At 69.5% G+C, this 23,350-nt stretch carries 24 protein-coding genes; 19 read left to right on the forward strand and 5 right to left on the reverse strand.

The window, feature by feature from the left end; genetic code table 11:
- Positions 1 to 35: 35 nt before the first annotated feature.
- Both QQK83_RS08635 and miaA read right to left on the reverse strand, forming a co-directional pair.
- Complete coding sequence (locus QQK83_RS08635; protein WP_284263413.1) at positions 36 to 833, reverse strand: AraC family transcriptional regulator; 798 nt, start codon at positions 831 to 833, stop codon at positions 36 to 38.
- Positions 834 to 880: 47 nt separating this feature from the next.
- A complete protein-coding gene (miaA, locus tag QQK83_RS08640) occupies positions 881 to 1,753 on the reverse strand; it encodes a tRNA (adenosine(37)-N6)-dimethylallyltransferase MiaA (RefSeq protein WP_284263414.1) in 873 nt (290 codons plus the stop codon).
- Positions 1,754 to 1,921: 168 nt separating this feature from the next.
- Here miaA and pyrH point away from each other — a divergent pair, with 168 nt between their 5' ends.
- The 13 genes from pyrH (at position 1,922) to lpxB (ending at position 14,199) form a co-directional block, all read left to right on the forward strand.
- Entirely contained in the window at positions 1,922 to 2,656 is a 735-nt protein-coding gene (gene pyrH, locus QQK83_RS08645; RefSeq protein WP_284263415.1) for a UMP kinase, read from the forward strand.
- 47 nt (positions 2,657 to 2,703) lie between these two features.
- Positions 2,704 to 3,270 (forward strand): ribosome recycling factor, encoded by a 567-nt coding sequence (gene frr / locus QQK83_RS08650; RefSeq protein WP_284263416.1) that lies wholly within the window; start codon positions 2,704 to 2,706, stop codon positions 3,268 to 3,270.
- 136 nt (positions 3,271 to 3,406) lie between these two features.
- Complete coding sequence (locus QQK83_RS08655; RefSeq protein WP_284263417.1) at positions 3,407 to 4,126, forward strand: isoprenyl transferase; 720 nt, start codon at positions 3,407 to 3,409, stop codon at positions 4,124 to 4,126.
- Positions 4,127 to 4,136: 10 nt separating this feature from the next.
- Complete coding sequence (locus tag QQK83_RS08660; RefSeq protein ID WP_284263418.1) at positions 4,137 to 4,928, forward strand: phosphatidate cytidylyltransferase; 792 nt, start codon at positions 4,137 to 4,139, stop codon at positions 4,926 to 4,928.
- Between the two features lie 14 nt (positions 4,929 to 4,942).
- Positions 4,943 to 6,118 carry a 1-deoxy-D-xylulose-5-phosphate reductoisomerase gene (gene dxr / locus QQK83_RS08665; RefSeq protein ID WP_284263419.1) on the forward strand — a complete coding sequence of 392 codons (1,176 nt, stop codon included), beginning with the start codon at positions 4,943 to 4,945 and terminating at the stop codon, positions 6,116 to 6,118.
- A gap of 3 nt (positions 6,119 to 6,121) precedes the next feature.
- Complete coding sequence (gene rseP / locus QQK83_RS08670; protein WP_284263420.1) at positions 6,122 to 7,450, forward strand: RIP metalloprotease RseP; 1,329 nt, start codon at positions 6,122 to 6,124, stop codon at positions 7,448 to 7,450.
- Positions 7,451 to 7,602: 152 nt separating this feature from the next.
- Entirely contained in the window at positions 7,603 to 7,740 is a 138-nt protein-coding gene (locus QQK83_RS08675) for a hypothetical protein (protein ID WP_284263421.1), read from the forward strand.
- A 230-nt stretch (positions 7,741 to 7,970) separates the two neighbouring features.
- Complete coding sequence (gene bamA / locus QQK83_RS08680) at positions 7,971 to 10,235, forward strand: outer membrane protein assembly factor BamA (RefSeq protein ID WP_284263422.1); 2,265 nt, start codon at positions 7,971 to 7,973, stop codon at positions 10,233 to 10,235.
- A 10-nt stretch (positions 10,236 to 10,245) separates the two neighbouring features.
- Positions 10,246 to 10,899 (forward strand): OmpH/Skp family outer membrane protein, encoded by a 654-nt coding sequence (locus QQK83_RS08685; RefSeq protein ID WP_284263423.1) that lies wholly within the window; start codon positions 10,246 to 10,248, stop codon positions 10,897 to 10,899.
- Between the two features lie 65 nt (positions 10,900 to 10,964).
- Entirely contained in the window at positions 10,965 to 11,453 is a 489-nt protein-coding gene (gene fabZ / locus QQK83_RS08690; protein ID WP_284263424.1) for a 3-hydroxyacyl-ACP dehydratase FabZ, read from the forward strand.
- Entirely contained in the window at positions 11,450 to 12,253 is an 804-nt protein-coding gene (lpxA, locus tag QQK83_RS08695) for an acyl-ACP--UDP-N-acetylglucosamine O-acyltransferase (protein ID WP_284263425.1), read from the forward strand. Before fabZ ends, lpxA begins: the two co-directional genes overlap by 4 nt.
- A 3-nt stretch (positions 12,254 to 12,256) precedes the next feature.
- The gene (locus QQK83_RS08700; RefSeq protein ID WP_284263426.1) at positions 12,257 to 13,030 is read left to right on the forward strand and encodes an LpxI family protein; all 774 of its coding nucleotides are present in this window, start codon (positions 12,257 to 12,259) and stop codon (positions 13,028 to 13,030) included.
- A gap of 2 nt (positions 13,031 to 13,032) precedes the next feature.
- On the forward strand, positions 13,033 to 14,199 hold the full coding sequence (lpxB, locus tag QQK83_RS08705; protein WP_284263436.1) for a lipid-A-disaccharide synthase: 1,167 nt from the start codon (positions 13,033 to 13,035) through the stop codon (positions 14,197 to 14,199).
- Positions 14,200 to 14,219: 20 nt separating this feature from the next.
- On the opposite strand, the gene QQK83_RS08710 is transcribed toward lpxB, so the two are convergent.
- A complete protein-coding gene (locus QQK83_RS08710) occupies positions 14,220 to 14,690 on the reverse strand; it encodes a YbaK/EbsC family protein (RefSeq protein WP_284263427.1) in 471 nt (156 codons plus the stop codon).
- A gap of 91 nt (positions 14,691 to 14,781) precedes the next feature.
- Here QQK83_RS08710 and QQK83_RS08715 point away from each other — a divergent pair, with 91 nt between their 5' ends.
- Positions 14,782 to 17,580 carry a [protein-PII] uridylyltransferase family protein gene (locus tag QQK83_RS08715; RefSeq protein WP_284263428.1) on the forward strand — a complete coding sequence of 933 codons (2,799 nt, stop codon included), beginning with the start codon at positions 14,782 to 14,784 and terminating at the stop codon, positions 17,578 to 17,580.
- Positions 17,580 to 17,873 carry a hypothetical protein gene (locus tag QQK83_RS08720; protein WP_284263429.1) on the forward strand — a complete coding sequence of 98 codons (294 nt, stop codon included), beginning with the start codon at positions 17,580 to 17,582 and terminating at the stop codon, positions 17,871 to 17,873. Before QQK83_RS08715 ends, QQK83_RS08720 begins: the two co-directional genes overlap by 1 nt.
- A 62-nt stretch (positions 17,874 to 17,935) precedes the next feature.
- On the opposite strand, the gene QQK83_RS08725 is transcribed toward QQK83_RS08720, so the two are convergent.
- Positions 17,936 to 18,910, reverse strand: a complete 975-nt coding sequence (locus QQK83_RS08725; protein ID WP_284263430.1) for a GlxA family transcriptional regulator — start codon at positions 18,908 to 18,910, stop codon at positions 17,936 to 17,938.
- Positions 18,911 to 19,076: 166 nt separating this feature from the next.
- Here QQK83_RS08725 and QQK83_RS08730 point away from each other — a divergent pair, with 166 nt between their 5' ends.
- Positions 19,077 to 20,447, forward strand: coding sequence for a class II 3-deoxy-7-phosphoheptulonate synthase (locus tag QQK83_RS08730; protein WP_284263431.1), 1,371 nt, complete (start codon positions 19,077 to 19,079; stop codon positions 20,445 to 20,447).
- A gap of 5 nt (positions 20,448 to 20,452) precedes the next feature.
- Here QQK83_RS08730 and QQK83_RS08735 read toward each other — a convergent pair whose 3' ends face one another.
- Positions 20,453 to 21,064 carry a PAS domain-containing protein gene (locus QQK83_RS08735; RefSeq protein ID WP_284263432.1) on the reverse strand — a complete coding sequence of 204 codons (612 nt, stop codon included), beginning with the start codon at positions 21,062 to 21,064 and terminating at the stop codon, positions 20,453 to 20,455.
- 145 nt (positions 21,065 to 21,209) lie between these two features.
- Here QQK83_RS08735 and QQK83_RS08740 point away from each other — a divergent pair, with 145 nt between their 5' ends.
- Genes QQK83_RS08740 through QQK83_RS08750 form a run of 3 tightly spaced genes read left to right on the forward strand, consistent with a single transcriptional unit; the run spans position 21,210 to position 23,259 of the window.
- Positions 21,210 to 22,079: a YicC/YloC family endoribonuclease gene (locus tag QQK83_RS08740; RefSeq protein WP_284263433.1), complete on the forward strand. Its 870-nt coding sequence runs from the start codon at positions 21,210 to 21,212 to the stop codon at positions 22,077 to 22,079.
- Positions 22,080 to 22,081: 2 nt separating this feature from the next.
- On the forward strand, positions 22,082 to 22,744 hold the full coding sequence (gmk, locus tag QQK83_RS08745; RefSeq protein ID WP_284263434.1) for a guanylate kinase: 663 nt from the start codon (positions 22,082 to 22,084) through the stop codon (positions 22,742 to 22,744).
- Entirely contained in the window at positions 22,741 to 23,259 is a 519-nt protein-coding gene (locus QQK83_RS08750) for a gamma carbonic anhydrase family protein (protein WP_284263435.1), read from the forward strand. Before gmk ends, QQK83_RS08750 begins: the two co-directional genes overlap by 4 nt.
- The last annotated feature ends 91 nt before the right edge of the window (positions 23,260 to 23,350 follow it).

The following is a 23,350-nucleotide window of genomic DNA, read 5'->3' on the forward strand; positions in this document are numbered from 1 at the left end:
GCAACCCTTTTTCCGGGTTTCTGCACCTGCACAGCTCAGAAGCGACGCGGTGCAGCGCGGAACTCGCTGGGCGTGTGTGACGTCGCTTGCTGGAAGGCGCGGGTGAAATAGGCCGCCGAGGAAAACCCGAGGGTCTGGGCGATCTCGCGGCCCGGCATGTCGGTGTCGCGCAGCAGGCGGCGGGCCTCGTGCATCACGCGTTCGACCAGCAGGGCATGGGCTGGGCGGCCGGCGGCGTCCTTGCAGACGCGCGACAGGTGCGTCGGCGTGACCTGCAGCGCCTCGGCATAGTCGGCGACGCCCCGGCCCGAGCGGAATTGCGCCTCCATCTTCTCGGCGTAGAGCTCGGCGAGGCGGTGCGTCCTTTCGCGCAGGATGGCGCCCTCGGCCCGGCCCAGTTCGCGCTGCATCCAGGCCGAGATCAGCAGCCCGTAGCCCATCAACGCCCGGTCCATCGCCGGGGCGCGGGCGGACAGCTCGCGCTCGATCTTCTCGACATGGCTGGTCAGGCTCGCCTGCGCCTCGATATGCGAGATGCGCAGGTGAAAGGGCGCCTCGGGCAGGTGCAGCTCCGCCTCGGGCGGCAGCGACAGCTCGAGCCCCTGAAGCTGGCTCGGCAGCTCCAGCGCCATCTGGCAGCCCGCGGGCACGAAGACGGCGGTGTTGGGCCCGTACCCGCGGGTGATGCAGTTGACCGTCACGCGGCCCTGTCCGCGCGTCACCCAGTAAAGCCGGTGGCGGGTCTGGCTGTGCAGGTGTTCCAGCCGCCACGCCTCCTGCATGCGCAGCTTGCCCAGCGACAGGACGGAGAAGGAGCGGTGTGACTCGGCCATGGGGCCAAGCTGCGGCGCAGGTTCGAAATATGCAAGGCGGTCGCCGGTCAGGGCAGGCGAACCGACGTCCAGCCGCCCATCCGGGCGCGGAACCAGGTGCGCTGACGCTTGGCATATTGGCGCGAGGCGATGATGGCGGCCTCGCGCGCCTGTGCCAGCGTCATCTCGCCGCGCAGATGCGCGATCAGCTCGGGCGCGCCGATGGCCTTGCGCGCGCCGCCCGCCGTGTCCCAGCGCGGCAGGTTGGCGCGCGCCTCCTCCAGCGCGCCCTCGTCCAGCATCCTGTCGAAGCGCCGCGCGATGCGGTCGTTGAGCCAGTCGCGGTCGGCGTCGATCACCAGCGGCACGGTCTGCGCAAGCGGCAGGTCGGGCGCGGCCGTCTCGGCCTGCCACGCGCTGAGGGGGCGGCCGGTGGCGCGCCAGACCTCCCAGCCGCGCTGCACGCGGGCGCGGTTCTGCCGGTCGATGCGTGCGGCCAGCACCGGGTCGACCCGGTCGAGCGCGGCCAGCAGGCCCGCGTCGGGCATCGTGTCGGCCTCGGCCCGGACCTCGGGCGGGATCGCCGGGATCTCGGCCAGCCCTTCGGTCAGCGCGCGAAAGTAGAGGCCGGTGCCTCCGACGATGATCGGGCGGGCCGCGCCGGACAGGAGCGGGCGCAGCGCGCGCAGCCAGTCGCCGACGGAATACTCCGCCCCGAACGGGACATGGCCGTAAAGCGCGTGGGGTGCGCGCGCCTCCTCTTCGGGGGAGGGGCGGGCGGTCAGGATGCGCCAGCCCTCGTAGACCTGCAGCGCATCGGCGTTGATGATCACGCCGCCCTGCGCCTCGGCGATGCGAAGCGCCAGCGCCGATTTGCCCGAGGCGGTCGGCCCTGCGATCAGAACGGGGCGGTCCGGCGGGATGGAGTCGAGTGAAATCAACGCGCTGCCTTGTGGTGCTGATGGTGCGATGCGGAACGCGCCGTGGGCGCGGGTGCAGGGTTGGCCGCCCGAAGGGGCGTTGAACCCGCCCCGGTTTTAGACCATGGTGCGCCCCGCGCAATGCCGCGTTCCCACGTGCCAGCCGAACACAGCCAAAGGAAAACACCCATGCCGGACGAAACCGCCCCCTCGGTCGAGCCGCTCTACAGCCGCGTCATGCTGAAGATCTCGGGCGAGGCCTTGATGGGCGACCAGGGATTCGGCCTGCATCCGCCCACCGTCGAGCGCATCGCGCGCGAGGTGAAGATCGTCCATGACCTCGGGGTCGAGATCTGCATGGTGATCGGCGGCGGCAACATCTTCCGCGGGCTCCAGGGCAGTGCGCAGGGGATGGAGCGGACCACCGCCGATTACATGGGGATGCTGGCCACCGTGATGAACGCGCTGGCGATGCAATCGGCGCTGGAAAGCCTTGGCGTCTTCACCCGCGTGATCTCGGCGATCACGATGAACGAGGTGGCCGAGCCCTACATCCGCCGCCGCGCCGTGCGGCATCTCGAGAAAAAGCGCGTCTGCATCTTCGCGGCCGGCACAGGGAACCCGTATTTCACCACCGACACCGCAGCCACCCTGCGCGCCAACGAGATGAACTGCGAGGCGATCTTCAAGGGCACCAAGGTCGACGGGGTCTATGACAAGGACCCCAAGAAACACGCCGACGCCAAGCGGTATGAGACGGTGACCTATGACGAGGTGCTGGCGCAGCACCTGGGCGTCATGGACGCCTCGGCCATCGCGCTGGCGCGCGAAAACGACCTGCCGATCATCGTCTTCAGCCTCGACGAGCCGGGCGGCTTCCGCGGGATACTGGCGGGGCAGGGCACCTATACAAAGGTCTCCTGAGACCTTAGAACCGCGTTCAGCACGAAAACCTGACGGAGAGACGGGGCATGTCCGAGGACGAGATCGACATCGACACCGATGATTTGGCACGGCGCATGGACGGGGCGATCGCCTCGCTCAGGACAGAGTTCGCCTCGCTCAGAACGGGCCGCGCCTCGGCCTCGATGCTCGACCCGGTGCAGGTCGATGCCTATGGCTCGATGACGCCGATCAACCAGGTGGGCACCGTGAACGTGCCCGAGCCGCGGATGGTCACGATCAACGTCTGGGACAAGAGCCTTGTCGGCAAGGTCGAGAAGGCGATCCGCGAAAGCGGGCTGGGCATCAACCCGCAGCTCAACGGCACGATCATCATGCTGCCGATCCCCGAGCTGAACGAGGAACGCCGCCGCGAGCTGACCAAGGTCGCGGCCCAATATGCCGAGCATGCCCGCGTCGCCATCCGCAACGTGCGCCGCGACGGCATGGACCAGATCAAGAAGGCCAAGGCCGCGGGCATGTCGGAAGACGACGTGAAACTCTGGGAGGCCGAGGTGCAGGAGATCACGGACGCCCATATCGCCAAGGTCGACAGCGCGCTCGAGACCAAGCAGGGCGAGATCATGCAGGTCTGAGCATCGGGCGCGTGCGCCGGATTGTTGCCCTAGCGGCACCATCCGGCGGTTTCCCGCGCGGGGAGGGGTTTCCGGTCTGTGCCGACCCCGCAGGAGCGGCTATGCCTGCCGATGAAGGCAAGCGAGGACGGCAGCGATGAAGACCCCCCAACAGGCACCGCGCCATGTGGCGATCATCATGGACGGCAACGGGCGTTGGGCGCAGAACCGCGGCCGTCCGCGGCTGATCGGGCATCACGCCGGGGCCAAGCGCGTGAAGGAGATCGTGCGGGCCTGCCCCGGTCTCGGCGTCAAATACCTGACGATCTTCGCCTTCTCGACCGAGAACTGGAAGCGCACCCAGACCGAGGTCGCGGGGCTGATGAAGCTGTTCAAGCGCTACATCCGCCGCGAAACCCGCTCGCTCCACGAGGAAAACGTGCGCGTCCGCTTCATCGGCGACCGCGTGCGGCTGGAGCCTTCGCTGGTCGACCTGATGGACAATCTCGAGCTTCTGACCGCCGACAACACCGGCACCAACCTGACCATCGCGCTGAATTACGGTGGCCGGGACGAGGTGACCCGCGCCGCGCGGCGGCTGGCGCATGACGTGGCGATGGGCAAGCTGGACCCGCGCCAGATCTGCGACGAGACCTTTCCGCGCTACCTCGACACCCATGTGCTGCCCGACCCCGACCTCGTGATCCGCACGAGCGGCGAGGCGCGGATCTCGAACTTCCTGCTGTGGCAGTCGGCTTATTCGGAATACGAGTTCATCGACACGCTCTGGCCCGACTTCACCCCCGCCGTCTTTGCCGAGGTGCTGTCGCGCTACGGGATGCGCGAGCGCCGCTTCGGCGCGGTGCCTGCCGCCTGAGGGGAACGGGTTGGCGCTGGGACAGGGCAGTTTCGCGGATCTCGCCACGCGGATGGCGACGGGCCTCGTGATCGCCTGCGTCGGCCTGGCTGCGGTCTGGGCCGGGGGCTGGTGGTTCACCGGGCTGGTGCTGGTGCTGACGGCCGCGCTGGTCTGGGAGCTGGCCCGGATGCTGGGCGGCGGACCGCGCCGGGCGCTGATCCTCGGCGCGATGGCGGGGGCGGCGATCCTCGCCACCAAGCTGTTGCCGGTCGGTTTCGCCTTGCCTTTGGCGATGGCTGTGCCGCTTGCGGGCGTCGCCCTGCTGGAGCGCAACCGGCGGCTTTTCATCACCATGACGGCAATGATCCTGCTGGCGGGGTTCGGCCTGATCCTGCACCGCGACAGTTTCGGCCTGACCTGGATGCTGTGGCTGGTGCTTGTCGTGGCCGCCTCCGACATCCTGGGCTATTTCGCGGGTCGCATCCTCGGCGGGCCGAAGTTCTGGCCGAAGGTCAGCCCGAAAAAGACATGGTCGGGCACGGTCGCGGGCTGGCTGGGGGCGGCGCTGGTCGGCTGGGCCTTCATGGCCAAGACCGGCTCGGGGATCGAGCTGATCGGCATTTCCGTGGCGCTCGCCATGGCCAGCCAGATGGGCGACATCGCGGAATCGGCGGTGAAGCGGCAGATGGGGGTGAAGGATTCGTCCAACCTCCTGCCCGGTCATGGCGGCGTCTACGACCGGTTCGACGGGCTGCTCGGCGCGGCCTTCCTTCTGGTGATCGTCGAGAGCCTGACGGCCTTTCCGCCGCCGCCGCTCTAGGATAGGGCGGGGACATGCGAAGCGTCAGCATCTTCGGGGCGACAGGCTCCATCGGACAGAACACCGTCGATCTGATCGCGCGCGATCCGGGGGCGTACCGCGTGGTGGCGCTGACCGGGGGCGCGAATATCGCGCAACTGGCCGAGGACGCGATCCGCCTGAAGGCCGAGGTGGCGGTCACCGCCCATGACGACCGGCTGGACGACCTGCGCGCGGCGCTCGCCGGGTCGGGGGTCGAGGCCACGGCCGGGCAGGGTGCATTGGTCGAGGCCGCCGACCGGCCCGCCGACTGGGTCATGTCGGCCATCGTGGGGGCGGCGGGGCTTGCGCCGGGGTTCCGCGCGCTCAGGCATGGCACCACGCTGGCGCTGGCCAACAAGGAAAGCCTTGTGACCGCGGGCCCCCTCCTGCTGGCCGAGGCACGGGCGCATGGGGCCACGATCCTGCCGGTAGACAGCGAGCATTCCGCCGTCTTCCAGGCGCTCGTCGGCGAAGAGATGGAGGCGGTCGAGAAGATCATCATCACCGCCTCCGGCGGGGGGCTGCGCGACTGGCCGCTCGAGGCGCTGCCCAAGGCCACCGTCGCCGATGCGGGCGCGCATCCCAACTGGGCGATGGGCCAGCGCATCACGATCGATTCAGCCTCGATGTTCAACAAGGGTATGGAGCTGATCGAGACCAAAGAGTTCTTCGGCGTCGGGCCCGACCGGATCGAGGCGGTGGTGCATCCGCAAAGCATCGTTCATGCGCTTGTCGGCTTCCGCGACGGGGCGCTGATGGCGCATCTGGGCGCGCCCGACATGCGCCACGCCATCGGCTACGCGCTGCATTGGCCCGACCGGCGCGAGTTGCCCGTCGCGCGGATCGACCTTGCGCAGATCGCCACGCTGGAGTTCTATGCCCCCGACCTGGTGCGTTACCCCGCGCTCAGGATCGCGCGCGAGGTGATGGAGGCGGGCGGGCGCAGCGGCGCGGTCTTCAACGCCGCCAAGGAGATCGCGCTGGACGCCTTCATCGCGGGGCGCATCGGTTTCATGCAGATGTCCGAGGTCGTGGACCGCACCCTGTCCGCGATATCGCCCCGGCTTTGCCTTGTTTCGCCCATGTCCGGTCTTGAGGACGTCCTACATACCGACCACATGGCCCGTAACACGGCCTGGTCCGAGATCGAGAAGATGGAGCGCACGTAAGTCATGGAGTTCATCCCCCAGTTCGGCAGCATCGCCTTCACGCTTGCGGCCTTCGTGGCCGCGCTGTCGATCATCGTGGCCGTGCATGAATACGGGCATTACATCGTCGGGCGCTGGTCGGGCATCCATGCCGAGGTGTTTTCCATCGGCTTCGGCCCCGTGCTGCTCAGCCGCACCGACAGGCGCGGGACGCGCTGGCAGATCGCGGCACTTCCCTTCGGCGGCTACGTCAAGTTCCTTGGCGATGCCGATGCGGCCTCGGGCAAGGACGGGGCGGCGCTGGATGCGCTGGATGTCGAGGAACGCCGCCGCTCGATGCATGGCGCGCCGCTCTGGGCGCGCTCGGCCACGGTCGCGGCCGGGCCGATCTTCAACTTCATCATGTCGATCCTGATCTTCGCGCTGTTCCTCGCCTTCACCGGGCGCACGGCCGACGAGCCGCTGGTCGGTGCGCAGGCGCCTTTGCCGGCCGATGTCCAGCAGCTTGAGGCGGGCGACCTGATCCTGGCCGTGGCGGGGCAGGAGGTCAGCGCCTTCAACGAGATCGTCGAGGTCGCCGAGAAACTGCCGCCGCAGCCCACCGTCACCTATACCGTGGAGCGCGACGGCGCGGTGATCGAGACCGAGGCCGCCTTTCCCCTGATCCCGCTGGTGCAATCGGTCGCGCCGCAATCCGCCGCGATTTCCGCGGGGCTGGAAGAGGGCGACGTGATCCGCGACGTGGACGGCGCGCCGATCTACGCCTTCCGCCAGCTGCGCGAGGCGGTGGCCGAGGCCGAGGGCGCGCCGCTGACGCTGACGATCTGGCGCGCGGGCGAGACGATGGAGGTCACCCTGTCGCCGCGTCGCACCGACCTGCCCTTGCCCGAGGGCGGGTTCGAGACCCGCTGGCTGATCGGCGTCACCGGCGGCCTGAGCTTCGAGCCGGTGCGGCAGGCCGTCGGCCCCGGCGCGGCGCTGATGTACGGGGCGGAACAGACGCTGTTCGTGGTGAAAAGCTCGCTGTCGGGGCTGTGGCACATGATCACGGGCGCGATTTCCTCGTGCAACCTGCAAGGCCCCATCGGCATCGCCGAGACCTCGGGCGCGGCGGCAAGCCAGGGCATCGACAATTTCATCTGGTTCGTCGCGGTCCTGTCCACGGCGGTGGGGCTTCTGAACCTGTTCCCGATCCCGGTTCTGGATGGCGGCCACCTGGTGTTTCACGCCTACGAGGCGGTGACGGGCAAGCCGCCCTCGGAAAAGGCGTTGCGGCTGTTCATGACCATCGGCCTGACGCTGCTCCTGTCGCTGATGCTGTTCGCGCTGACCAACGACATCTTCTGCCCCTGATCCCCGGCTGTCCCGATGCCGGGACGCTTGGCGCAATCTCCGCAGTCTGGCCCCGGTCGGGCCGAATTCCTGCCACACTCGCGGGGCACTCCTTGGGCGTGGCCGCCCCTGCGCGGGTGGCCCCGTATCGAGTGCGCCGAGAGAGTGAGCAGATGAAACTGATCGTCGAAAACACCCGTCACATGTCGGTTCTGGTGCAGCTGAACGCGGATCGGCTGCTGGTGCCGCTGCTGATCAGCGCAGCCCTCGTGCTGGCCGCGGCGCTGCTCCAATACCCGGCAGACCACTGACGCCGGGCCGCCCGCACAGGGCCAGTTGCGGGATCATGGCGAAAATGTGGCACAGCCACCGGAAGACGCGCACCCCGATGTGATCGTTTTGACAACCCCTTGGCCCTCCGCTAGGCAAGGAGGGTCTGCTGAAGAACACGGGGTTGGAATCGATGCCTATGCGTCTGCGCGCACGCCTAGCTTTCCTTGGGCACAGCCCTTTGTTCGGCTCGGGATTTTCTCGTGTTTCCATGGCCTTGGCGACCTGCCTTGTGCTTGCTACGGGCCTTGCCACGGGCTTTTCGTCCACCGCTCAGGCGCAGACCTTCCGCTTCACGGGTTTCGACGTGCAGGGCAACGAGCGGGTCAGCGATTCCGCGATCCTGACCTACGCGGGCATCACGCCCGGCGCGGTCGTGTCCGGTGCGCAGGTCAACGACGCGCTGCAGCGCATCCAGAATTCCGGCCTGTTCGAAGAGGTCACCATCGAGCCGCGCGGCACCACCCTGGTGATCGCGGTGCGCGAATACCCGACGATCAACCGCATCTCGATCGAGGGCAATGACCGTCTCGACGACGACGCGCTTCTGCCGACGCTGCAATCGACGCCGCGGCGCACCTATTCGCCCAGCGTCGCCGAACAGGACGCCAACGCCATCGCCGAGGCCTATCGCGTCGCCGGCCGACTGACCGCCACCGTGACGCCGCGGATCATCCGCCGCAGCGACAACCGTGTCGACCTGGTGTTCGAAGTGGCCGAGGGCCGCGTGGTCGAGACCGAGCGGATCTCTTTCGTCGGCAACCGCGCCTATTCCGACCGCCGCCTGCGCCGGGTGCTGGAAAGCACGCAGGCGGGCCTGTTCCGCGCGATCATCCGCCGTGACACGTTCATCTCCGAGCGCATCGCGCTGGACCGGCAGCTGCTGACGGACTTCTACCAGGACCGCGGCTACGTCGATTTCCAGATCCTGAGCGTGACGCCGGAACTGGCGCGCGGGCGGGACGCCTATTTCGTGACCTTCAACATCCGCGAGGGCCAAAGCTTCGAGATCGGCGCGGTCACCGCGCGGTCCGAGATCGAGGGTGTGGATGCCGACGCCTACCAGGCCGCCATCGCGCTGCGCGCGGGCCAGACCTACAGCCCGCGGCTGATCGACAACACGATCACGCGGCTGGAGAACCTCGCCACCCAGCAGGGCCTGCGCTTCGTTCGGGTCGAGCCGGTCATCACCCGCAACGACGCCGCACGCACGCTGGACGTGGAATTCGTCATCAGCCGTGGCGAGCGCGTTTTCGTCGAGCGGATCGACATCGAGGGCAATGCCACCACGCTGGACCGCGTGATCCGCCGCCAGTTCACCACCGTCGAAGGCGACCCCTTCGATCCGCGCGCCATCCGCCAGGCGGCAGAGCGCCTGCGCGCGACCGGCTTCTTCGCGGACGTGCAGGTCGACGGCCGGCCCGGAACCGCGGCCGACCAGGTGATCGTCGACGTGGATGTCGAGGAGCAGCCGACCGGCTCGCTCGGCTTCTCGGCCAGCTTCTCGACCGACACGGGCGTCGGGCTTGCGGTGAATTTCTCAGAGTCGAATTTCCTCGGCCGGGGGCAGGCGCTGGCCTTCTCCTTCAACACCACCGACGGCAGCCGCGCGTTGGACTTCAACTTCACCGAACCGCAGTTCATGGCCCGCGACCTGAGCCTGAACCTGCGCCTGTTCTATTCGGAAACCTCGTCGCAGAACCGCAACTTCGACACGCTGGACATCGGCCTGCGCGGCGGCCTCGGCTTCCCCGTCAGCGAGTTCGGTCGCCTGAACGTCTATGCCGGGGTCGAGCAGAACGAGATTTCGAACGTGGGCGGCGTGTCGCCGATCATCGCGGCGGATGAGGGGTCGCGGCTGGCGGCGTACGTGGGCGGGCAATATTCCTACGACACGCGGGATCGCGGCATCGACCCGACGCGCGGCGTCCGGCTTCAGTTCGGCACGGAATATGCCGGGCTGGGTGGCGATGCGGAATACCTGCGCGCGACCTTCCTCGGGATCGCCGAGCAGCAGATCATGCGCGAGGAAGTCACCCTGCGCGCCAGTTTCGAGGCCGGCGCGATCGAGGCCCTGAGCGGCAACACGCGCTCCAGCGACCGGTTCTTCCTCAGCAGCCGCCAGATGCGCGGGTTCGAGCCCAACGGGTTGGGGCCGCGGGATGGCAATGATGCGCTCGGCGGCAATTACATGGCCGTGGCGCGCTTCGAAGCGGCGTTCCCCCTCGGGCTGCCGGATGAATACGGCATCTCGGGCGGCGCTTTCTATGACGTCGGTACGGTCTGGGGCCTTGATGACACGGCCGGCTCGTCGGGTGTCGTCGATGACAGCCTGATCTGGCGGCAGACCATCGGCCTGTCGGTCTTCTGGGACACGGCCATCGGCCCGCTGCGGTTCAACTTCTCGCATCCGCTCGCCTTCGAGACTTATGACCTGACCCGCGAGTTCGACCTCACCATCGAGGCGCGGTTCTGAGGTCGGTGGCATGGGCCTTGCGGCGCGCGGCCTGACGGGGCGGTCCCTCCGGGCGCTGATCGCGCTGGCGCTTTTCGGAGCGCCGGCCGCGGCCCAGGATGCGCTTCTGCCCCTCGGCGCGCCCTTGCGCGCGGCAGAGCCGTCACCGCAGGGCTTTCCCATTGCGGTCCTGAACCAGGAACGGCTCCTGTCGCAATCGCTCTATGGCCAACGCATCCAGCGCGAGGTCGAGGCGGCGGGCCTTGCGCTGTCGCAGGAGAACCGCCGCATCGAGGCGCAGCTCACCGAAGAGGAATTGCGCCTGACCGAGCAGCGCGCGACCATGTCGGCCGAGGATTTCCGCCCACTGGCCGAGGACTTCGACACCCGTGTCGAGGGCATCCGCGCGGCCCAGGAAGCCAAGAGCCGCGCCCTGCAGGCGCAGGCCGAGGCGGCGCAGGCGCAGTTCTTCGAACAGGCCTTTCCGGTGCTCATCGGGCTTCTGCGTGAGCGCGGCGCGGCGGTGCTGATGGACAACCGCGCGGTGCTCCTGTCGGTCGAGGGGGCGGACATCACCGATGAAGCCATCGCGCTGGTCGACGCCGAGATCGGCGCGGGCGGCGATGCGCCGCTGATCGACCTCGACGGCACCGGCAGCCTGCCGCGGGAGGGGGCGACGCCCTGAGCGCGCTTGCCGCCGCGGGGCCGAGTTGCTACCAGACCCCAAAGGCCCGCGACGCCAGAGGACCCATGACGACCGAAACCCCCACCACTGCCGACATCGACCTGATCCAGCGGATCATTCCGCACCGTTACCCGTTCCTGCTGGTCGACAAGGTGCGCGACATCGTGCCCTTCACCTCGGCCGTGGGGATCAAGAATGTCACAATGAACGAGCCGCATTTCCAGGGCCATTTCCCCGGTGCGCCGATCATGCCCGGTGTCACCATCATCGAGGCGATGGCGCAGGCCGCCGCCGTCATGGTGGGCGTCTCGGCCGATCTCGTGGACAAGAAGATGCTGATCTACTTCATGGGCATCGACGGGGTGAAGTTCCGCCGCAAGGTGGTGCCGGGCGACGTGCTGGAGCTGCATGTCACCACCGTCCGTGGCAAGCCGGGCGGCAAGGTCTGGAAATTCGCGGGCCGCGCCATGGTCGAGGGCGAGATGGCCGCCGAGGCCGAGTTCACCGCGATGATGGACCTTGGCGCAGGTGCGGGCGCGGGGGCTGCCGGATGAGCATCGACGCCTCGGCCCGCGTCCACCCCTCGGCGGTGATCGAGGAGGGGGCCAGCATCGGCCCCGGCTGCGAGATCGGCCCGTTCTGCGTCGTGGGCCGCGATGTGACGCTGGCCGCCGAGGTCACGCTGAAATCCCATGTCGTCGTCACCGGCTGGACCGAGATCGGTGAGGGCAGCACGATCTTTCCCTTCGCCAATGTCGGCGAGGTGCCGCAGGACCTGAAATACGCGGGCGAGAAAAGTCGCCTGATCGTGGGCAAGCGCAACCGCATCCGCGAGGGCGTGACGATGAACACCGGCACCGAGGGCGGGGGCGGCGTCACGCGGATCGGGGATGACGGTCTCTTCATGGCCGGTGCCCATGTCGCCCATGACGCGCAGGTCGGCGACCGGGTGATCATGGTCAACAACTCGGCGCTGGCGGGCCATTGCATCGTCGGCGACGATGTCATCATCGGCGGGCTGTCGGGCGTTCACCAATGGGTGCGCATCGGCAAGGGCGCGATCATCGGCGCGGTCACCATGGTGACCAATGACGTGATCCCCTACGGCCTCGTGCAGGGGCCGCGCGGGGGGCTGGACGGGTTGAACCTGGTCGGGCTCAAGCGCCGGGGCGTCGCGCGCGAGGACATCATGGCGCTGCGCGCCGCGTTTCAGGCGCTGGCGCAGGGCGAGGGGGCCTTCCAGGACCGCGCCCGCCGTCTGACCGAGGACGAGGCCGGCAAATCGCCCTATGTGCGCGAGATCGTCGAGTTCGTGCTGGGCGACAGCGACCGCTCCTTCCTCACGCCGGGCTGAGCCATGGGCCGCGCGATCATCGCGGGCGACGGCGCGCTGCCGGGGCTGCTGGCCGAGGCGGGACCGGCGCTGATGGTGCGGCTTGAGGGCCAGCCCGGCGGCACCGATGGCGCGGACGTGGTCGCCCGGCTGGAGCGGTTGGGCGGCCTCTTCGCCGAGCTGCGCGCGTGCGGTGTGACCGAGCTGTGCCTTGCGGGCGCGATGCGGCGGACGGGCTTCGACCGCGCGGTGCTCGATGCCGAGACGGCCACGCTTCTGCCCGACCTCGAGGCCGCGATGGGGCAGGGGGATGACGCGCTCCTGCGCCGGATCGTTGCGATCTTCGAGGCCGAGGGCTTCGCCATCCGCGGCGCCCATGACTGGCGCCCCGACCTTGTTGCACCCGCGGGCGCGCTGCATGGCGAGGCGCGCCCCGAGGGCGACGCCGCCCGTGCGCGCGCCGTGCTTGCGGCGCTTGGGCCGCATGACGTGGGACAGGCCGCCGTTGCGGCCAAGGGGCAGATGCTGGGGATCGAGACCTTGCAGGGCACCGACGCCATGCTCGACTTCGTCGCCGCCACCGCGCCCGGTTCGGGCGGCGTGCTGGTCAAACGCGCCAAGCCGGGGCAGGACCTGCGCGTCGACATGCCCGCGATCGGCCCCGAGACGGTGGCGCGCGTGGCGAAAGCGGGCCTGTCCGGCATCGAGTTGCAGGCCGGTCATGTCCTTCTGCTCGACCCCGCCGCCGTCAGGGCCGCCTGCGCGGCGCATCACGTCACCCTCTGGGCCGTGCCATGACGCTGCGGCTGTTCCTTGTCGCGGGCGAGCCCTCGGGCGACCGGCTGGGGGCGGCGCTGATGGCGGGGCTGAAAGCCCTCGTCGAGGACCCCATCGAATTCCACGGCATCGGCGGCCCGATGATGCAGGCCGAGGGGCTGCAGACCCTCTTCCCGATGGAGGAGCTGTCGGTCATCGGCCTGACCGAGATCCTCGCCAATTACCGCCGCCTTGCCCGCCGCGTGACCGACACCGCGCAGGCGGTGCTGGCGATGAAGCCCGACGCGCTCATCACAATCGACATCCCCGAGTTCTCGCTGCGCGTCGCCTCCAAGGTGAAGGCCGCAGCCCCGCACCAGCCCACGGTGCATTACGTGGCCCCGACCGTCTGGGCCTGGCGGCCCAAGCGGGCGCGCAAGATGGCCAAAAGCATCGACCATGTCCTTGCCCTGCTGCCCTTCGAGCCACCCTACATGCAGGCCGAAGGCATGTCCTGCGATTGCGTGGGCCACCCCGTCGTGACCGAGCCGCGGGCCTCCGAGGCCGAGATCGCGGCGTTCCGCGACAAGCACGGGCTGGGGGACGGGCCAAAGGTACTGGTCCTGCCCGGCTCGCGCCGCTCCGAGATCGAGCGCCTTGCCCCTGTCTTCGGCGAGGCGCTGCGCCCGGTGCTGGCGCGCCATCCGGATGCGCAGGTGATCCTGCCCGCCGCCCCCGCGGTGGCGGGGTATCTTGGCGACAAGCTGGCGGGATGGCCGGGCAAGCCCATCCTCCTCGATCCGCGCGGGCAGGGGGCCGAGGCCTTCGCCGCCGAGAAACGCGCGGGCTTTGCCGTGGCAGACGTGGCGCTGGCGGCGTCCGGCACGGTCAGCCTCGAGCTTGCGGCCTCCGAGACGCCGATGGTCATCGCCTATGACATGAGCTGGCTCAGCCGCAAGATGGTCGCCTCCATGCTGCGGGTCGACACGGTGACGCTGGTCAACCTCGTCTCGGACACGCGCGCCGTGCCCGAGTTCCTTGGCGAGGCGTGCAAGCCCGCGCCGGTCGCCGCCGCCCTGAACCGGCTGCTCGATGACGAGGCGACGCGGCTCGAGCAACTGGATGCCATGGCGCTGACCATGCAGCGGCTGGGCCGCGGTGGCGAGCCGCCGGGCCTGCGCGCCGCGCGCTCGGTGCTGTCGGTGATCTGACGCGACCGGAACGGGGCGCTTCAGGCCGTGAAATCGGCCTTTTCGGCAGTGCTGAGGCGCAAGAGCACCTCGGGCGCGATGGCGAAGACATGGCGCGGCGTGCCCGCGGCGGCCCAGACCACCGGGAACTCCAGCAAGCGCGGGTCGAACCACGCCCGGATCGGGTTGAGGTGGCCCACCGGGGCGACGCCACCGATGGCGAATCCCGTCTGCGCGCGGATCAGGCCTGCGTCGGCCTTGCCCAATGGCTCGCCCGCCAGCGCGCTGGCCTTCGCGTCATCCACCCGGTTGCCGCCCGCCGTCACGAACAGGACCGCGTCGCCATGGGTTTCGGCGCGAAAGATGATCGACTTGGCGATCTGGTCCAGCGCGCAGCCCGCCGCGCGCGCGGCATCCTCCGCGGTGCGGGTGCCCTCGGCCATTTCGAGGATCTCGACCGTGACCCCGGCGTCTTGCAACGCGCGTTCCACCCGTTTCAGGCTTTTCGACATCGGCATCCCTCCGTTCCCCGCCGTCATTGCAGGGACCGGAGCGCCGCGCAAGCCGTTGACCGCGGGGGGGCCGCGGCCCTAACTCCGTGCCATGACATTCGCCAGCCGCATCGCCCGCCATCCCATCCCGCATTCCCCCGAGCGGGGGGCCGAGGGCTGGGCCGCCCTTGGCGATGTGGACATCGGCCTGCGCCCCCTGATCGAGGGCACGGCAGGCTCGTCGCCCTATCTCGCCGGGCTGATCGGGAAGGAGGCCGTGTGGTTGTCGCAGGCGCTGGCCGCCCCGCCCGAGGAGGCCGTTGCAGCCCTGATCGCCGAGACGGGTCGGCTTGCCCCCGGCGAGCTGGACAGCGGGTTGCGCCGGATCAAGCGGCGCGCGGCGCTGATCGTGGCGCTGGCCGACCTCGGCGGGCTCTGGCCACTGCACGAGGTCACGCAGCACTGGACCGACATCGCCGATGCCTGCCTTGCCGCGGCACTTGTGTCCCATGTGGCGGCCGAGGCGCGGCGCGGCAAGCTGCCGGGCCAGACCGAGGAGGACGCCCACCGCGACGGCGCGGGGATGGTCGCGCTTGCCATGGGCAAGATGGGGGCGGGGGAGCTGAACTATTCCTCCGACATCGACCTGATCTGCCTCTTCGACGACGACCGTTTCGATGAGGGCGACGTGATGGAGGCACGCGCGGGCTTCATCCGCGCCACGCGCCGGATCGCGGCGACGCTTGGCGACACCAATGCCGAGGGGTACGTCTTTCGCACCGACCTTCGGCTCCGGCCCGATGCGAGCGTCACGCCGGTCTGCATCTCGATGACGGCAGCCGAACGCTACTACGAGGCCGAGGGGCGGTCGTGGGAGCGGTCGGCCTATATCAAGGCGCGGCCCGCAGCGGGCGATCTTGCGGCGGGGGCGCGGTTTCTCGAGACGATGAAGCCCTTCGTCTGGCGGCGGCACCTCGATTTCGCAATGGTGCAGGACACGATGGACATGCGCCAAAGGATACGCGATCACAAAGGGTTGCACGGCGATCTTAAACTGGAAGGTCACAACATGAAGCTCGGCGCGGGCGGCATCCGCGAGATCGAGTTCTTCGCCCAGACCCGGCAGCTCGTGGCAGGCGGGCGCGACCCCTCGCTCCGCTCGCGCCGCACGGTCGAGGCGCTGGCGGCGCTGGCGCAGGCGGGTTGGCTGGAGGGCGATGTCGCGGAGGAACTCACCGCGCTTTACGCCCATCACCGCGAGGTCGAGCATCGCGTGCAGATGATCGACGACGCGCAGACCCATGCCTTGCCGAAGTCGGACGAGGGGTTCGATCGCCTTGCGCGGCTCTGCGGCGAGGGCGATACGCGCGCCTTCCGCGCAAGGCTGGCCGAGCGCATCCGCCGCGTCGAACAGTTGACCGGAGAGTTTTTCCAGCCGGTCAAGGGCGAAAAGCCCCGCGCCCCCGAGATCCCCCCCGCGCAGGCCGAGATCGTGGCGCGCTGGCCGGGCTACCCGGCGCTGCGCTCGGTGCGGGGGCAGGAGATCTTCGAGCGGCTGAAGCCCGACCTTTTGCGCCGCTTCCAGTCGGCCGCGAAACCCGAAGAGGCACTTTTGAATTTCGACGGCTTTCTCAAGGGCTTGCCTGCCGGAGTTCAACTGTTTTCCCTGTTCGAGGCAAACCCGACGCTGGTCGACCTGATCGTCGACATCTGCGCCACCGCGCCGGGGCTGTCGCGCTATCTCAGCCGTCATTCTGGCGTGCTGGACGCGGTGCTCGACGGCCGCTTCTTCGCGGACTGGCCGGGGGCCGAGGGCCTGACGCAAGAATTGTCGCGGATGCTCTCGGGGCGCGATTACGAGCAGCAGCTCGACCTCGCGCGGCGCTGGCAGAAGGATTGGCATTTCCGCATCGGCGTCCACCAGCTGCGCGGGTTGATCGACACCGATGAAGCGCAGGCGCAATACACCGACCTTGCCCATGGCGTGATCGGCGCGCTCTGGCCCGCGGTCTGCGCCGAGATCGCCGCGCGGCATGGGCCCGCGCCGGGGATTGGCGGGGCGGTCGTGGGCATGGGCAGCCTTGGCTCGGGGCGGATGAGCGCGGGCTCGGACCTTGATCTGCTGGTGATCTACGACCCCGCCGAGGCCGAGATGAGCGAGGGCCGCCGCCCGCTCGACCCTAGGGGCTGGTATGCCAAGGCGACCAAGACGCTGATCACCGCGCTTTCCGCACCCACCGCGGCGGGCAAGCTCTACGAGGTCGACATGCGGCTGCGCCCCTCGGGGCGGCAGGGGCCGGTGGCGACCTCGATCACCGCGTTCCGCACGTATCAGCGCGAGGAAGCCTGGACCTGGGAGCACATGGCGCTCACCCGCGCGCGGGTGGTGGCCGGTCCTGCGCCCCTCGCCGAAGAGATCGAGGCCGTGCGCTGCGCGGTCATCACGGAAAAGGCCGCGCCCGACACCGTGCGCCGGGAGGCCACCGAGATGCGCGCGCGGCTCGCCGCGGCGGGGCGGGCCGGGGGCACATGGGCGGTGAAGGACGGACCGGGCGGGATGCAGGACATCGAGCTCTTGGGTCAGGCCGTGGCGCTGGCCGCAGGCGCGGGCGACCGCGCGACGGCGGCGCAGCTGGGCCATGCGCCTGCGCTCGGCTGGCTGTCGCAAGAGGCCGCCGCGACGCTGGCCGAGGCGCATGCGCTGGCCGCCCGCGTGCAAGGGGCGGCGCGGCTCTTGACCGATGAGGCGCTGGACCCGGATGCCATCGGCGAGGGGGGCCGCGCCTTTCTGGCGCGGGTCGCGGGACAGCCCGACGCGACCGCGCTCGCGTCGCATCTGGACAAGACCCGGTCACACGCGGCACAGATCATCGACAGCGTATTGGGCGCACCGCCGCCGGAGGAGCCATGATGACCGACGCCAGCCACCCGCGCGCGCCCGCCGACCCCAACGACCCCAAGGGCCTGATCCGCGAGTCCTACCGGATCGAGGGGATCACCGATGCGGAATGCCGGTCGATCCTCGTGGATTGGGCGCTGAGCCTGTCCGAGACCCAGCCGCGCGCCGCGATCGAGGCGCTTCTGGCGCGCTATGGCGCGGGCGCGGAGGATCACCCGATGACCTTGGTCCTGCGCGAAGGGCTGACCGAGGCCCCCAGCGCCCGCAGGCGCGGCGGGCGCGCGGCGCGGATGCGCGACGGCTGATCGCGCGGGCGCGGTCCTTCGCTTTGCTTCGAGTCAGGCGCGGTCCTTCGCCTTCCTTCGAGTCAGGCACGGTCCTTCGCGCCATGCGCGCCACGCTCGCGGTAGGGCGTGGTGTTGTAATGCGCCCGGTAGCATTTCGAGAAATGCGAGGGCGAGGCGAAGCCGCAGGCCAGCGCCACGTTGATCACGCTCATGTCGGTCTGCATCAGCAGGTTGCGCGCCTTGCCCAGCCGGAGCTCCATGTAGTAGCGCTTGGGCGACCTGTTCAGATACCGCCGGAACAGCCGCTCGAGCTGGCGCGTCGACATGCCGACATCCTTGGCCAGCGTCGCGGGGCTGATCGGGTCCTCGATGTTCTGCTCCATCATGCGGATGACCTGCCCCAGCTTGGGGTGGCGCACGCCGATGCGGGTCGGGATCGACAGGCGCTGCGTGTCCTGATCGGTGCGGATCGAGGTGTAGATCAATTGATCGGCCACGAGATTGGCCAGGTCCTCGCCGTGATCGTCGGCGATGATCTTGAGCATCAGGTCGATCGAGGCGGTGCCGCCCGCGGTGGTGATGCGGTTGCCGTCGATGACGAAGACCGACTTGGTCAGCGTCACCTCCTCGAATTCCTCGGTGAAGCTGTCCTGGTTCTCCCAGTGGATCGTGGCGCGCTTGCCGTCGAGCAGCCCGGCCTTGGCCAGCGTGTAGCCCGCGGTGCACAACCCGCCCATCACCGCGCCCTTGCGCGCTTCGCGGCGCAGCCAGCTGACCACGCGGCGCGAGGTGGCCGCGGCCACGTCGATGCCGCCGCAGACCAGCACGGTGTCGTCGCGCGTCACCTCCTCGAGGTCGCTGTCGAGCTTGAAACCGATACCCGCCGAGCACCACGCGACCTCGCCGCCGTCGCCCACCAGCGTCCAGGAATACAGCGAGCGCCCCGACATGCGGTTGGCGATCCTCAGCGCCTCGACCGCGCTGGAAAAGCACAGCATGGTGAATTGGTCCAGCAGGACGAAGACGAAGCGGCGGGGGCCGATATGCTGGGGCATGGCGTGCTCATGGATCTGCGTCTGGCCAGCCCGTCGCCGACCGTGCCGTGAGCGAAAGCATTTATTGTCAGCCGGTGCAATCCCCAAGGCTTTGCGAATTTCGCCATTGGAAGCGGCACCCCGCTTGCCTATAAGCCCCCGAGACACGACCAGAGGAGGCACCGCCATGACCGCAGCGGCCTGGAGCAAAACCGACTGGCGCGCCAAGCCGCGCGTGCAGATGCCCGATTATCCCGACGCCGCGGCGCTGAACGCCGTCGAGGCGCAGCTGTCCAAGTATCCGCCGCTGGTCTTCGCGGGCGAGGCGCGCCGCCTCAAGGCCGAGCTGGCCGCCGCCAGCCGGGGCGAGGCCTTCCTGCTGCAGGGCGGCGATTGTGCCGAAAGCTTCGCGGAGTTTTCCGCAGACAACATCCGCGACACCTTCAAGGTGATGCTGCAGATGGCGATGGTGCTGACCTACGGCGCCAAGGTGCCGGTGGTGAAGGTCGGCCGCATGGCCGGTCAGTTCGCCAAGCCGCGCTCGGCCCCGATGGAGGTTGTGGGCGGGGTCGAGATGGCGTCCTACAAGGGCGACATCATCAACGACATCACCCCCACGCCCGAGGCGCGCATCCCCGACCCGAACCGGATGCTGCAGGCCTATACCCAGGCCGCGGCTTCGCTGAACCTGCTGCGCGCGTTTTCGACCGGCGGTTTCGCCGACATCCACCGCGTTCACAGCTGGACGCTGGGTTTCACCGACCAGGACGATGCCGAGCGGTACCGCGACATCGCCAACCGCATCCAGGACAGCCTTGATTTCATGGCGGCCGCGGGCCTGACGGGCGAGACCAACCACGAGCTGTCGACGGTGGATTTCTACACCAGCCACGAGGCGCTGCTGCTGGAATACGAAGAGGCGCTCTGCCGGCTCGACTCCACCAGCGGAAAGTGGCTGGCGGGCTCGGGCCACATGATCTGGATCGGCGACCGCACGCGCCAGCCCGATGGCGCGCATGTCGAGTTCTGCCGCGGCGTGCAGAACCCCATCGGCCTGAAATGCGGCCCCACCACGACCGAGGAAGACCTCAAGGTCCTGATGGCCAAGCTGAACCCCGAGAACGAGGCCGGGCGGCTGACGCTCATCGCGCGCTTCGGCGCGGGCAAGGTGGCCGACCACCTGCCGCGGCTGATCAGGACGGTCGAGGCCGAGGGCGCCAAGGTGCTGTGGTCCTGCGACCCGATGCACGGCAATGTCATCAAGTCCTCGACCGGCTACAAGACGCGGCCCTTCGACTCGATCCTGCGCGAAGTGCAGGAGTTCTTCGACATCCACCGCGCCGAGGGCACGATCCCCGGCGGCGTGCATTTCGAGATGACCGGCAAGGACGTGACCGAGTGCACCGGCGGCATGCGGGCCGTGACCGACGAGGATTTGTCCTCGCGCTACCACACCGCCTGCGACCCGCGTCTGAATGCCTCGCAATCGCTGGAGCTGGCCTTCCTCGTGGCCGAGGAGCTGCAGAAAAGCCGCGAGGCGCTGCGCGCCGCGGGCTGACGCGATCAGGCGGGCGTGGTGTCGCGCCCGCCGCGGATCACCCGAAGGCCCGGTTTTCCGGTGGCGTCCTGCAGGCGGCGCGGCAATGCCCATCCGGCGCGTATGCCAAGGGCGCACGGCTCCGCCGCCAGCCGCCAGCCGGGCCGGTCGAACCACAGGAACGCGCGGGTCACCGCGCCATCCGGAGCCGCAAGCGGCAGCAGCGCAATGTCGATGAAATATCGCCGGTCGGGCAGGGTGCGCCGCAGGGCATAGGCCCGGATGATGGCCGGGCCCGGCCCGTCCAGCGCCCCGGCGGCCAGCGCGTGCAGCCTGTCGCGCTCGGCCGGGGCGAAGAGGGCGCACAAGGGCGTGCCGCGCTTGGCGGCTGGCGACAGCGCCGACAGCCCTGCGCCCGCAAGCCGGATACGCGGTGCCGCGCAGCCTGCGACGGGTGGCCGTTCGAGCAGGGCACCTTGCGCCAGCCAGGGGCCCAGCGCGCCCGGATCGAGATCGTCCTCAGCGGGCACGGCACGGCCGCGGCACAGGTCCTGCCAATGCCCCACGACCCGCACCAGACCGGCAGGCACCGGGGGCGGCCCGTGCCGGTCATGGATCGGGTCGATGGTCATCTTCATCTCCGGTGCCTCCCGCCGACGCATACGTCCGGGTGACGCGCGCGCGGGTTTTCTTTCCCGGCCGTCCTTACTACGATCCCGCCCGCGTCGGCAGGGGGAGATCGCGGTTTTGGTTAATGCAACAGGAGCCAGCGGAGTGGCCTCGATGACCGGTTTCGCCACGCGCGAGGGCGGGGACGGCGCAGGCCTTGGCTGGAGCTGGGAGATGCGCAGCGTCAACGGGCGCGGCCTCGAGATGCGGCTGCGCCTGCCCGAGGGGCTCGGCGCGCTGGAGGCCCCGCTGCGCAAGCGGCTGTCCGGGCTTGTCGCGCGCGGCTCGGTCACGCTGTCGCTGCGGCTTGTGCGCGAGACGGGACAGGGGCCGCGCCTCGACCCCGAACGGCTGGCCGCGGCGCTGGCCCAGATCGTGCAGGTGCGTGCCGCCGCCGAGGCGCAGGGCCTTGCCCTCGCCCCGGTCAGCGCGGCCGATATCCTGTCGCTGCGTGGCCTCTCCGATGCGCCCGACAGCGCCGCCTTGCCCGATCCGGCCCGCCTTCTGGCCGATGCCGAGCCGCTTTTCGCGGCCTTCCTCGAGATGCGCCGCGCCGAGGGACAAAGCCTTGCCGCGCTGCTTGCCCGCCAGATCGACCGGATCGAGACGCTGGTCGCCGAGGGCGAGGCCGCCGCCCGGGCCCGCGCCGAGCCGCAGGAGGCCCGCCTGCGCACGGCACTCGCCACCCTGCTGGAGGCGACCGAGCTCGACGAGGCGCGGCTCGCGCAGGAGGTCGCGGCGCTGGCGCTGAAGACCGACGTGACCGAAGAGATCGACCGCCTGCGCGCCCATGTCGCCGCGGCGCGCGACCTGCTGGCCACCGGCGGCCCGGTGGGGCGCAAGCTCGATTTCCTGATGCAGGAGTTCAACCGCGAGGCCAACACGCTCTGTTCCAAGTCGCAGGACGCGCGGCTGACGGCGGTCGGGCTTGACCTCAAACTGGCCATCGACCAGACCCGCGAGCAGGTCCAGAACGTGGAGTGAGCATGGCCGACGCGCCCATCACCGTGCCCCGAAGGGGGCTTTTGATCATCCTCTCCTCGCCCTCGGGCGCGGGCAAATCCACGCTGGCGCGGCGGTTGATGGGCTGGGACCCCTCGCTCAGCTTCTCGGTCTCGGCCACCACGCGCGCCCCGCGTCCGGGCGAGGTGGACGGGACGGATTACCATTTCCTCGACGAAGCGCGCTTCAAGACCATGGTCGCCGATGGCGCGATGCTGGAACACGCCCATGTCTTCGGCAATTTCTACGGCTCGCCCATGGCCCCCGTGGCCGAGGCGATCGACGCGGGCCGCGACGTGCTCTTCGACATCGACTGGCAGGGGGCGCAGCAAATCCGCAACTCGGCGCTGGGGCGGCACACGCTCTCGATCTTCATCCTGCCCCCCTCGATCCCCGAGCTGAAGCGCCGGCTCGAGACCCGCGGACAGGACGGGCCCGAGGTGATCGCCAAGCGGATGCAGAAAAGCTGGGACGAGATCAGCCATTGGGACGGGTATGATTACGTGCTGGTCAACGACGATCTCGACACCAGCTTCGAGCGGCTGAAGACCATCGTCACCGCCGAGCGGCTGCGCCGCGAACAGCAGCCCGGGCTTGCGGGCCATGTCCGGCGGTTGCACGACGAATTCCTGGAGGAACAGGCATGATCTACGCGCTCGACGGCACAGCCCCCGCGATCGACCCCGACAGCTGGGTCGCCCCCGACGCCAACGTGATCGGGCGCGTGGTGCTCGAGGCGGGCGCGAGCGTCTGGTTCGGCGCCACGCTGCGCGGCGACAACGAGGAAATCCGCGTCGGCGCAGGCTCGAACGTGCAGGAGAACTGCGTCTTTCACACCGACATGGGCTACCCGCTGAGCATCGGGCCGAACTGCACCATCGGGCACAAGGCGATGCTGCATGGCTGCACCATCGGCGCGGGCGCGCTGGTGGGGATGGGGGCCACGATCCTGAACGGCGCGGTGATCGGCGCAGGCTGCCTGATCGGTGCGGGCGCGCTGGTGCCCGAGGGCAAGGTGATCCCCGAAGGGTCGTTGGTGATGGGGATGCCCGGCAAGGTGGTCCGCACGCTCGATGCCGAGGCGCAGGAAAGGCTCCTCGCCTCCGCCGCCCATTACCGCGCGCGCATGCGCCGCTTCCGCGACGGGCTGGTGCCGCTCTGACCACCGCGGCCCGCGCGGCCCGCGCCGAAAGGGGGCGCTCCCGCGCGGCTCGGCCTCGCGCGGGCGCGCGTCGGGGCCGGCCGGGCGGGGC

The organism is Roseicyclus amphidinii, from assembly GCF_030163755.1.
Classification (GTDB): Bacteria; Pseudomonadota; Alphaproteobacteria; order Rhodobacterales; family Rhodobacteraceae; genus Roseicyclus; species Roseicyclus amphidinii.